The following is an 11,356-nucleotide window of genomic DNA, read 5'->3' as shown; positions in this document are numbered from 1 at the left end:
TTTTCACGGTTTTTTTATTTTTGAATATTAAAATACTGTTTATGAATTCTCAGCCTATCGTATTCACAGCCATCATTAAGCAAAACGGAGAAATGAATGCTGCTTTTGTGGAATTCCCTTTTTCAACAGAAGAATTATTCAACAAAAAAGGTCAGGTAAAAATTAAAGCCACATTTGATGATAAAGTTGAATATCGTGGAAGTTTAGCTAAAATGAAATCCGACTGTCACATTTTAGGATTAACACAGGAGATCAGGAAACAGCTTGGAAAAACTTTTGGTGACGAGGTTTCAATCTCTCTGGTTGAGGATAAGGAAGAACGAGTGGTTGAAATTGCTGAGGATATTGCTGTGATCTTTAATGAAAATCCTGAAGCAAAAGTATTATTTGATACAATGAGTTACACTCATAGAAAGGAGTATATCCGCTGGATAGAAGAAGCAAAGAAACCGGAGACCAGAAAAAACAGAAAGGTAAAAATGATTCAGATGATTCTGGATGGAAAAAAGGGAATATGAATTTAAATTAATTATCCTTTCTAAAATATGGAGTTTTTAACTGAACCTTTCACATTCTTAAATTTATTATAAAATAAAATTCCAGCCTGTTCTGCCCAAACTCATTGGCCAGATATATGTTTTTAAATTTTTTCAGAAAGCTGCTTCTCATCTTGGGCATAAGTATTATTTTCTGCTTTTACTTTTACATACTCAGTTGGCGTAACTCCTTCTATTTGTTTAAAAACCTTATTGAATGTTGACTGATGCCTGAACCCGGCTGATGTATATAGATATAGCAAGGAATGTTTTTCCAATACATTATTATCTATAAGCTCTTTTACCAAATTGATCCTATACTTGTTGACAAAAGTTGTAAAATTAGTATTAGCATTGAATTTTATAGATTTTGATATATAGGTTACATTAGTATGTAAGGCATTGGCAAGATGTGTAGTTGAAAAATCCGAGTTTCTGAAAGGTTCATATTTCTGAAAGTAATCCAGAATTTCTTTGTAAAGCATTTTCAACTTTTCATCATTTTCATCATTCTGATCATTAGAAGAACCATCTACATAATTGTCACTTTCCAAATCATGCATAGGTTGTAAATAGGTTAAAGAGTTCCGCGTATCCAGCATATGGATTTTTCTGCTAAAATAGCTCCCCAATGCGATAAAATATAGTATTGAGATTAATGAAAATATATTAATAAGCATAATTCCATTGGCTGGCAATACAACAATATGCTTATAAATTGGTAGTCTTTCAATATAATCAGAACATACAATTGTTAACACTATTAAAACAAGTGTATATAAAATCCAATAAATGGAGGTTCTTTGTGAATAAATAGCCGTAGTGAAAAAGGGCATCAGAAAAAACCAAAAAAAAGCAACAGGTGTTTTCCCCCAGAAACATACTGCATATAAAAACAGAAACAGAGATTTGAATATCAGATAAAAATTAATAAAAGGCTCTATCTGCTGAAAGCTAAGTTTCCTCATATAGATAAGTATATACACTCCAAAAAATGCAGCAAATAAATTATAATAACAAAAAAAATCCATTCCTAGATATCTGAACAATATAGCATGAATAAATAATGCGCATGTAATTGACAACATCTGGCACGTGATAAATTTTTTTAAACCCAGACTCAAAAAAATATTATTAGTTCTCATTTCTAAAACAAAAATAACGGATTACGATCTTCTTATCCTTCTTTAGTAAATCTCGTTTAACAGCAAAGATGTAGCCATTAAAAGCTTTTCAAAAAATCAACTTAAATAACACAATGATATTCAGCAAGATACCAAAGTACAGCATTTTTCAATATTCTGCTTATAAACAATCAATTCCCTACTCATCTACTTCTTAAATTTGCAAGTATCACTTCGTCAACAGAAAAAACATTTTGAAAAAAAAGACAGATTTATTTATCGCCTTCTTTGATGGTATTATCTGGAAGACCTGCCAAAAAGGCAATTTACTCTTCCATCAAATACAGCTTTATCCGAACATATGAAAACCTTATGGACAATTAACATCCCTCTACTTTTATAAAGCAAAAACATTATTTAAAATCAAAATTTTCTTGTACAAAATGAAAAATACTCTTAACTCTGTTCCCCTACTTTTTCATTAGATTCTAAAACACACATAAATACATCTCACTATAAAGATATCTATCGGTCTTTATATGGCTTTAAGGTGAAAAAAATATACGTATCAAGAAGGATTTTGTACAAAATAAGATAATCACTTAGGAGATAGGAGCACAAAATTCAACTTCTATCCTAAAGTAACTTTTACAAAAAACAGGAAAGATAATCTTTATTTTTTCCTGACTCTTTAATCAAAATACATACAAATGAGAACAAAATTTAAAATCATCTTAACAACTGCAGTCTTTTACAGTTGTTATTTATCTGCCCAAATTGGTATAGAGACAAGTTCTCCCGATAATTCTTCAATTTTAACAGTGGCACCCAAGAATAATAAGGATAATTTTAAAGGAACATTGCTGGGAACCATGGTAACGAGTAATGTAAACTCAATAATTAACCCTACAAAAGGATTAGTCGTTTATGACCTTACTAAAAAATGCCTTTCAATTAATTTAGGAAGCTCAATACAGTCTAATTGGCAATGCTTAAAAACAAAAAAATAAATGTTATGAAGAGATTATTAGTTATAGCTGTTTTTTGTACAGCATTATTTAAAGCACAGGTAGGTATAGGATTAACAAATCCAGACCCCTCTACTAATCTACATATTAGCCCGACAGATAATAATGGAGATTTCAAAGGGACTCTTTTCGGAAGAATGTCAACTTCAGATAGAAATACAATTACACTTCCAGCAATGGGACTGATTATTTTTAATACAACAGAAAACTGTCTGCAGGTTAATAATGGTACACCTGCTGCTCCTGATTGGAACTGTCTACAATCTAACAGTGACAGTACTTTTGTCAATTCCAGTGCTGCATTATTTTGCCCTATCTATCCTGGAATGCGGCCCACTCATACAGGAACAAACCCACCATTATATTCTCCTTCTGAAAGCTATCTTTATAGCACTTTAACAACCAATGGAAGTTTTGCAGCGAATGATTTGTTCAGAATTGATTTTGTAAGCAGAACAGCGGATACATACTCAGCAATTTTATATAACATATCGGGCTCACAAATTTCCTTCAGCAGTAATATCAATTCCTATAATAATCCTGCATACAATAATAATACAACTCTCAATAATAATGAAGGAACTTTTATGGATGGAGATACACTAACTTATTATAGAGAAGCGCAAACAATGTATGTCAATATATTATCAGGACCTAATGCCGGAAGAAAATTTATAGTCGGAATCAATATGTTTAAATCTGGTACAACTGTAATGGCATTAGGAGGAAATTCCAGTGATAAAAATACCCAGTGCGCTTTAACTTTTATTTATGAATATTAAATTAAAATATCCCTGAAAATATTAGTGTCCGAAAGGCAGGTACAAATAATTTTTTAAAAGAGGCTGTCTCAAAGTAAGATAGCCTTTTTTATGAAAAGGATAGATAAAGGAAGCTAAGAAACCGGAGACCAGAGAAAACAGAAAAATTAAAATGATTCAGATGATTTTGGAAGGAAAAAAGGGAGTGTAGAACTCGTCTACCCTCCCTTCTATTAATGTTTATATCATTTATACTTTTAATTCTGCTTTCAGATATTGTAATTCTGCTCTATTATTTTTAAATGTAATAGAACCTTCATTATGAACAACCTCTACATTTAATTCATCAACAATCTTTTTTAGATATCCTGTTTTGAATTTACTGTTTACATTTCTTATCCATGCATACATTGCAAATTCTCCGGTACTGTTATGAATCATTAAAGTTCCTACGGTACTTCCAAATCCGAATGGTTCAAAATCTACTGTTACGGATTCATTAGGCTCAAAATGTTTCCCCAACAAATTTACCGAGCCGTTTAAGTATGCTTCAACTTTCTTTCCATTCGTTTGCCACATGTGTGTCATATAATTTGCAGTTGATAATCCATCAATAGCAGTTGCAGCCAATTGATGATCACCATCTTCAAAATATCTGCCATGTAAAACTTGCGGCGTAAAAATAACAGGTACATTCCATTCTGGAGAAATATTTGCACCATGATCATTATCTACAATAAATTCCGATGAGTCACTTTCAGGAAGACCAACTTGAGAAGATTTAATATACTTCCATGAGTTTCCAGTATAATTAATATTTCTTTGTGTAGAATGGAATTCAGGTATATCCTGGCTTTTATCCCCATTTATTCTAACTGCATGTAATGTATAAATTCGGTTTCCAGTAATTGAAATTCCTGCAACTTTATCCAGTTTAATCGCTTGCATAGCCCCTGTATGAAATAAATTTCCTGCAATATTAATACCTGCTACATTTTCATAGTTTCCGTTAACAGTTGCAATATAGGAGTCCACTTTTTCTTCATTATACCCTTCAAAATAGTTTCCAGAAATATTAACACCAAAACATTCATCCAGTAATAAACGTCCAGAAGCATCCTCAAAACTACATCCTGAAATATTTCCACCTGTTGTTGTTTTGAAAATTTCCGAAGGGATACCTCCGCCATGAACTTTCAAATTCGTAACATTAAATGCATTGGTTGCATTATGAAATTTAAATGCCTGATATACGGAGTGGAAATACACTGAATTAATTTTAGTAAAGTAACAGTCCTTCAAATCAAACCCAAGTTTCATACCATCAAAACGACAATCTGTAATTCGCAAATAGTGGCTTGATACAGCTCTAAGGAATGTTTGTGCTGTTGTTTCATTTAAAGAAATAAAGTTTTTAATATTGATGTTATTATAGTATATCATTACTTCTTTCAATTTATCTTGACCATTTTCATCTTTTACAGGATTTCCGCTTGAGTCAGTTTCAGGTACAAAAGTCTTTGTTGGTTCAATATTAAAAATGATAATATCAACATGACGATCTGCTGAAAGCTCACAATTTTTGCCATCAATAATTAAGTCTCCTCTTTTAATATTCAATGTTGAATTGGTAACTACTTTTTCCAGCCCATAAAAGGCTACTTCATTTACTTTTCTGTTATCTTTAATATCTGAAAGCATTTTGTTCAATGCTACACTTTCATCCGTTCCGTTCCCTTTTACTCCCCACCATCTTACGTCTGCCACATCAAACATTCTTTCATATTTATAACCATTAACATTTTTAGTCAATACATTATCTACATTAGGATCTGCAACCCCGATTTTCTTCCATGAGTACTCTATTCCTGTAAACTCATCTGCCAATATGATAAATTCGTTCATTTTAAATATTTTTTGATTATAGGTTAATTTCAGACAAATTTTATATGGCCATATTTCGTTTTGTCTTAGTACAAATATCTTTAGTCATAGCGACAGAACTCGACGTATTACAAAACTGTTTCTTCAAACCATCAGCTATCACTTAAAAAAAAATTATCTGATTTTTTTGTCAGGATTAAAAAAAGTGTCCGACTATACTTTCAACGACAACTTAAAAAAATCACTCTTATGAAAAAAACCTTTTTTAAAATGACAGCACCTGTAGCAGGAATTATGACAGCGCTTGCCCTTTTATCCTGCAGTGACTCGGATAATAACATGATGGACCTTTCTTCACAAAGAACCATCACCTTTGAAAACGTTGTTACCCCAAAAGATTTTGTGGAAAGCGGAGAAATTCCGGGAGTTACTTTTCTTGCAGCTGCAGGACACAATGTTATTTTACCCGGGGAATCTCAAACTATTAAATTCAGCGCAGGGAAAACACAAGCTCTTATGTTTGCTACCATGTATGGCGCCTCTAAGGACTGGTTCTTTGCTTCTCAACAGCCGGGAATCAAACTTTTTGATGCCACCGGAAAAGCCATTACCGGTGATGTTTCCTCAAGCGTTCTGCTGTGGGATAACGGAACAAAAAATGATATTAGTGGACAGGTGGAAAGTAAACCTATTGCACAGGTTCCTAATGTGAATGCTTCACAGCTGATGAAACTTAATCTTGCCTACAATGAGATGACATCGGAGTTTACCTTAACCATCACCAATACTTCAGGCGGAACAGCTAATGAAACACCTTTTTCTCCGGGAGTTTGGGCCGTTTCCAATTACAATGGTTCCCAACTGCTGAACAGCGTTCCGTTCTTTACGCCTAATTCTTTATCCAATCCTGAAATTACAGATATAGCCCAGATGGGAAATATTGATAAGATGAAAGCAAAACTTAATGCCAATACAGGAATTATGACAGGGCTTTCTCCTGCCTTAGTTGTGATTTACCGTGGTGATAAAAATCCAATCTATGAATTGGGAAAAATGGATAACGGAATGGGACTAAAAGAAATTTCTCAGTTTGGAAACGTAAGCAAGCTTCAAAACAGCTTAAAATCTTTCCCTGGCGTTAAAGGTATTTATGTTGCAGGAAACTCTCCCGTTACTCCAGGGAATAAAGTTATGGCAAACTTTAAGGCAGAGCCGGGAGATAAAATTGCTTATGTTACCATGTTTGGGTTTTCCAATGACTGGTTCTATTCCAATGAAGCAAGCATTGATGCTACTGTAAAAGGCGATCTTAGCTCAAAAACAGCTTTATTTGATTCCGGTACAGGAGTAGATCAATATCCCGGAGCCGGAAATCATCAGGCCTTGTTCGGAGGTACTCCACAAAGTGAAGCAATGGTTATTTCGAAAGTTGGAAGCCAGTATCCTGTTCCTGCTGTACAGAATGTAATTAAAGTAACTGTGAATTAAACTTTTAATAGAAAATAAAAAAAACCAGACTTTCCGTCTGGTTTTTTATGTGTATGTTTCAAAAAGTTATGAAACTGAAATTCCAAGATATTGTAAATACGCATCCAAGATCTTTTTATCAAATACAGGTTCCTTAATGCCTGAGCCTTCCAGAAATTGGATAACATTGGAACAATCCCAGATATAAGTATTTTGATAAAGCTCTACTGTAGACAACCCTTCATGCATATTATCCCTGAAAAGGCTGGTTAATGGATACAAGCGGTTTTTACTGTCATCTTCCCATTGTTTTCTCCATTCTTTGTAAGGAAGACTTTTTAATTTTAATGGATAATATTTCTTCATCAGTCCGAAGAAATCCTCTAAAGTAAGATTGGTTTCCGGCCTGGCAATAAGATTGAACTTCTTTCCTACTGCGTCCTTATTTTTAGTAATGTAAGCCATAGTCTGGGTCATATAGTCCACTGTAATCAGGCCTTCTCTCAGCTCCGTTAATGCCGGATAAGACTGAAATTCCACACAGTTTTTCACTAATCCTGACCACCATTGATACGGGGCACTTGCCCCTGTTTCGCTGTGACACATAGCATATCCTAGTCTATAAGTAATGAGTGGTAATCCTTCTTTTGCAGCCAAATCCGCAACGGCCTCCATTACCCATTTGCTTCTTACATAGCCAATATCTTTACTTACTGACATCAGATTCTGAGCAATATCATCGGATTCCAGCATCACAGTTTTTCCTGTAAATATATGTCCCCAGCTATACACTGATATGGTGGACAGTAATGCCAAGCATTTTGTTCTTTCCGCCCCGGCCAGTTTTATTATTTCCCTTAATCCTTCTACATTGGGAGCCTTCATATAAGAATAAGGCTCTATAAAGTTTACTGAGCTTCCGGAATGGTAAATCAAGTCTGCTTTTTCCGCCAGCATTTTAAATGTTTTGTCTGATAGTCCCAATAATGGTTGTGCAAGGTCACCTAATACAGGAATAATTCTTACCTTCTGTTGTTCTTTTTGAGAAATAGCAAACTGTTTATAGCAACGGTCTATTTTTTCTTTAGCATGAAATTCATCCTGAGCCCTTACTAAACAATAAATATCAGCCTCTGTTGTATCTAAAAGCTCCTGTAAAAGATGAATCCCTACAAATCCTGTAACTCCGGTTAAAAATATAGCTGACGGGTTTTCCAGTTGCTTAGGATCGAACCCTCCGGCAAATACAGTTCCTGGAGCGAGATATACATCCTGCTGAAGCTCTACATAAGGTTCTACATCCTCCACAGGAACCGCTTCCCTTGCCTCTTCAGATCTGGCAATCAAAATCTCAGAAAGCTGTTGTAATATGGGATACTGATAGATATCCCTCAGATATACTTTTATCCCAAGCCTCCTTTCCAACGCAACTGCTACAACAGCAACCAACAGAGAATTTCCTCCAATATCAAAAAAATTATCCGTAATATTAATAACGGGACGTTCCAATTCTGATGACCAGATATCTGCAATAATCTGCTCTGTTTCATTGGTTGGTGGTTCAAAGGAAACAAGATCTTTAGCTTCTTTATCAGCAAGGTCTTTCAAAGAGTTGATATCTGTTTTTCCATTGGCTGTAAGGGGAATTTTATCTATAAAAACAATCTGGGAAGGAATCATATATCCTGGTAATTCTTCTTTTAATAGACTTCTGACAGAAGTAATATTCTTTTCAGAAGCTGGTTTAGACACAATAAAAGCAATAAGATATTTATTATTTCCTGTATCTTTTGTAATAACCATAGCTTCCTGTATGTTTTCCTGCTGGCTTAGGGTACGTTCTATTTCTCCCAATTCAACCCTGAAGCCCCGGATTTTTATCTGATTATCTATTCTTCCTAAAAATTCAATTTCCCCATCAGGGAGCCACCTAGCGAGGTCTCCGGTGCGATATAGTTTTTCTTCATTTTTAAAAGGGTTGGCAATAAACTTTTCAGTGGTAAGTGCTTCATTATTAAGATAACCTTTAGCCAACAGTTCCCCGCCTATATATAATTCCCCAATAGCTCCTACTGGTAACAGTTCCTTATTTTCGCTTAAAATATAAGCTTGGGCATTTGCTATAGGCCTGCCTATAGATGATACATATTTACCTTCTACATCTTTAACTTTCCTAAATGTAGCATACACGGTACATTCGGTGGGGCCATAATAATCTATGAGTTCATAACTCAATTCGGTGGTTAGTACTGGTTTTAGTTTTTCACCTGCCGTAAAGAGATATTTGAGTGGTAAGTCGTTATAATTTCTGGTCTTATCTATAAAAGAAGGAACAAGAACTGTAGGGACGAAGCCATGAGTGATATCATTTTTACGAAAATATTCCACCAAAGCAGAGGTTTCCGTTCTTTCTTCATCCTCCGCAATAAAAAGTATTGCCCCGGAAGTAAGTCCGGACCAAGTTTCCCATACAGAAATATCGAATGCCAACCCTGCAACAAGACTTACTTTCGAAGTATGATCTACATGAAAATAATGATTATGCCAGGTTACCAAATGCTGAATGGCAAGGTGGGCAACCATTACTCCTTTGGGTTTTCCTGTTGAGCCAGATGTATAAATTGTATATGCCAGTGTATTTTGATGTACTTCGATATTCGGTTGCTGGTGAGAGAAAGTTTCCAGATCTTTCATTGTATTCAGCTGAAATACTTCAGTTTTTTCATTATTTGACAAGAGCGAACCTAGATGTTGATTGGTAATTATCATTTGAGCAGCAGTATCTGAAAGAATATACTCTACCCTTTTTACCGGATATGCCGGATCTATCGGAACATAAGCAGCTCCTGTTTTTACAATTCCCAGAACTGCTACAACCCATTCCAGAGAGCGGCCAAGCCATACAGGAACAAACATATTTTCTTTGATCCCTTTACTTATTAATTGATTGGCAAGCTGATTACTTTTCTGGTCCAATTCTTTATACGTTATCATCTGATCTTTATATACAACAGCAATATGATCCGGATGAAGCTCAACCTGTTTTCTGAAATGGGATATCAGGGTTTCTTCCTGTTTATAATCCCATGCGGTCTTATTGAAATCATTTAAAAGTTTTTCTCTGTCTTCCGAAGACAGCAGTACGGCAGTTCCAAATGACTGGGTTTCTAATGTTGGTGTTTGGTTTGACATTGTAATGATGTGATTTGGTTAAAAGTTTACTTTTTACTAGAGTTGATTCTCTATCAAACACCTACAGAGCTAATAAACCGTTACTATCAACATTACCCTATCATCCTCCTGAAAGAATAAATATGACAAAAGGATGTAAAGAATAAGCACAGTGATAAATTCAATGTGTAATGATACTAGCTTTGCAAATGGTAGTTATAGAGAAAATTCAGATGATCTGCCAGGTAAACAGAACTATAAATAAAGCAAGGCTTTACTTATTACTCTCGAAAAGAATATTTTTTATTCTTTCATGTCTTATTTTACAACAAAACAATTAAATAGATCAATAATTTTAAATCCATAATTAATTATGTTTAATAATATAATAATCAAATTTAACATAATAAAATATATTAAGTGTTACATAATTACAATATTATACCACAACACATATTAAGGATATAAAGCAAAACACTGAATAACAAATAAATACACTTACACATCAGTAAATAAGAGCACATCAATAAACCTTATTTTTTTAAGAAAAATAAAGAAGAAAATTTTATAGAATTAATAAATTATAAAAAGGGATCATCACCCATTCCAGAACTCCCTATCTAAACTTCTGTACTGTATGGCTTCAGAAATGTGATGGGAAAGAATTTTTTCGGATTCTTCAAGATCCGCAATGGTACGGGCTACTTTCAGAATCCTGTCATAGGCTCTGGCAGAAAGGTTCAGCTTTTCCATAGCTAGTTTAATAAGACTGAAAGAGGTTTCATCCAGTTCACAGAACGCTTCAATTTCTTTCGGTCCAATCTGAGCATTACTACTGATATCAAGAGCTTTATATCGTTCATTCTGAATCTCCCTTGCTTTTAAAACCCGTTCCCTGATATCCTTGCTCTTTTCTCCTTTTCTCTTTTCTGAAAGCTGTTCAAATTCTACTTTCTGAACTTCAATATGAATATCAATTCTATCTAAAAGAGGTCCAGAGAGCTTATTCATATATCTTTGCATCTCATAAGCTGAAGAGGTATTGTTAGGATCATCCGGAAAAAAACCACTTGGACTTGGATTCATGGAAGCAACCAACATAAAACTTGCAGGGTAATTAACAGTAAACCTAGCTCTTGAAATTGTGACTTCCCTATCTTCTAAGGGCTGTCTCATTACCTCCAGCACTGTTCGTTTAAACTCCGGCATTTCATCCAGAAATAGAACCCCATTATGGGCCAGTGAGATTTCCCCCGGCTGAGGATAACTTCCTCCATGTATATTTGCAAAGTAAATGCAAAATAAAATGGAGAAATTGCCCATATTCGCACCTACTTTGTATATTTTTTCGCAAAGTACATGCGACCAATTTTAAATTCTTATCT

7 protein-coding genes and 1 pseudogene are annotated in these 11,356 nt (G+C 34.4%); 4 read left to right on the top strand and 4 right to left on the bottom strand.

Features of this window, described 5'->3' with window-relative positions; genetic code table 11:
- Positions 1 to 41 precede the first annotated feature (41 nt).
- Positions 42 to 518 carry a YdeI/OmpD-associated family protein gene (locus BBH99_RS00415; RefSeq protein ID WP_066690470.1) on the top strand — a complete coding sequence of 159 codons (477 nt, stop codon included), beginning with the start codon at positions 42 to 44 and terminating at the stop codon, positions 516 to 518.
- 122 nt (positions 519 to 640) lie between these two features.
- Here the strand turns inward: BBH99_RS00415 and BBH99_RS22170 are convergent, their stop codons facing one another.
- Positions 641 to 1,138 carry a helix-turn-helix domain-containing protein gene (locus BBH99_RS22170; protein ID WP_165601851.1) on the bottom strand — a complete coding sequence of 166 codons (498 nt, stop codon included), beginning with the start codon at positions 1,136 to 1,138 and terminating at the stop codon, positions 641 to 643.
- 1,232 nt (positions 1,139 to 2,370) lie between these two features.
- Between BBH99_RS22170 and BBH99_RS00405 the strand changes: the two genes are divergently transcribed.
- A complete protein-coding gene (locus BBH99_RS00405; protein ID WP_066690466.1) occupies positions 2,371 to 2,670 on the top strand; it encodes a hypothetical protein in 300 nt (99 codons plus the stop codon).
- 5 nt (positions 2,671 to 2,675) lie between these two features.
- Positions 2,676 to 3,470, top strand: coding sequence for a hypothetical protein (locus BBH99_RS00400; protein ID WP_123872932.1), 795 nt, complete (start codon positions 2,676 to 2,678; stop codon positions 3,468 to 3,470).
- Positions 3,471 to 3,698: 228 nt separating this feature from the next.
- Here the strand turns inward: BBH99_RS00400 and BBH99_RS00395 are convergent, their stop codons facing one another.
- Entirely contained in the window at positions 3,699 to 5,354 is a 1,656-nt protein-coding gene (locus tag BBH99_RS00395) for a hypothetical protein (RefSeq protein ID WP_066690461.1), read from the bottom strand.
- A gap of 228 nt (positions 5,355 to 5,582) precedes the next feature.
- Here BBH99_RS00395 and BBH99_RS00390 point away from each other — a divergent pair, with 228 nt between their 5' ends.
- A complete protein-coding gene (locus BBH99_RS00390; RefSeq protein WP_066690459.1) occupies positions 5,583 to 6,821 on the top strand; it encodes a spondin domain-containing protein in 1,239 nt (412 codons plus the stop codon).
- A 66-nt stretch (positions 6,822 to 6,887) separates the two neighbouring features.
- Here BBH99_RS00390 and BBH99_RS00385 read toward each other — a convergent pair whose 3' ends face one another.
- Both BBH99_RS00385 and BBH99_RS00380 read right to left on the bottom strand, forming a co-directional pair.
- Entirely contained in the window at positions 6,888 to 9,992 is a 3,105-nt protein-coding gene (locus tag BBH99_RS00385) for a non-ribosomal peptide synthetase family protein (protein WP_083188700.1), read from the bottom strand.
- Between the two features lie 576 nt (positions 9,993 to 10,568).
- Positions 10,569 to 11,318 (bottom strand): annotated as a pseudogene (locus BBH99_RS00380) (YifB family Mg chelatase-like AAA ATPase); the annotation flags it as partial.
- Between the last annotated feature and the right edge of the window lie 38 nt (positions 11,319 to 11,356).

The sequence above is a fragment of the Chryseobacterium contaminans genome (genome assembly GCF_001684955.1).
Classification (GTDB): Bacteria; Bacteroidota; Bacteroidia; order Flavobacteriales; family Weeksellaceae; genus Chryseobacterium; species Chryseobacterium contaminans.
This window is presented reverse-complemented; position numbering and strand designations above follow the sequence as displayed.

Bases quoted from the DNA above. Each gene is read 5' to 3' on its own strand.
- BBH99_RS00415 (WP_066690470.1), top strand. From the start codon at position 42: ATGAATTCTCAGCCTATCGTATTCACAGCCATCATTAAGCAAAACGGA.
- BBH99_RS22170 (WP_165601851.1), bottom strand. From the start codon at position 1,138: ATGCTGGATACGCGGAACTCTTTAACCTATTTACAACCTATGCATGAT.
- BBH99_RS00405 (WP_066690466.1), top strand. From the start codon at position 2,371: ATGAGAACAAAATTTAAAATCATCTTAACAACTGCAGTCTTTTACAGT.
- BBH99_RS00400 (WP_123872932.1), top strand. From the start codon at position 2,676: ATGAAGAGATTATTAGTTATAGCTGTTTTTTGTACAGCATTATTTAAA.
- BBH99_RS00395 (WP_066690461.1), bottom strand. From the start codon at position 5,354: ATGAACGAATTTATCATATTGGCAGATGAGTTTACAGGAATAGAGTAC.
- BBH99_RS00390 (WP_066690459.1), top strand. From the start codon at position 5,583: ATGAAAAAAACCTTTTTTAAAATGACAGCACCTGTAGCAGGAATTATG.
- BBH99_RS00385 (WP_083188700.1), bottom strand. From the start codon at position 9,992: ATGTCAAACCAAACACCAACATTAGAAACCCAGTCATTTGGAACTGCC.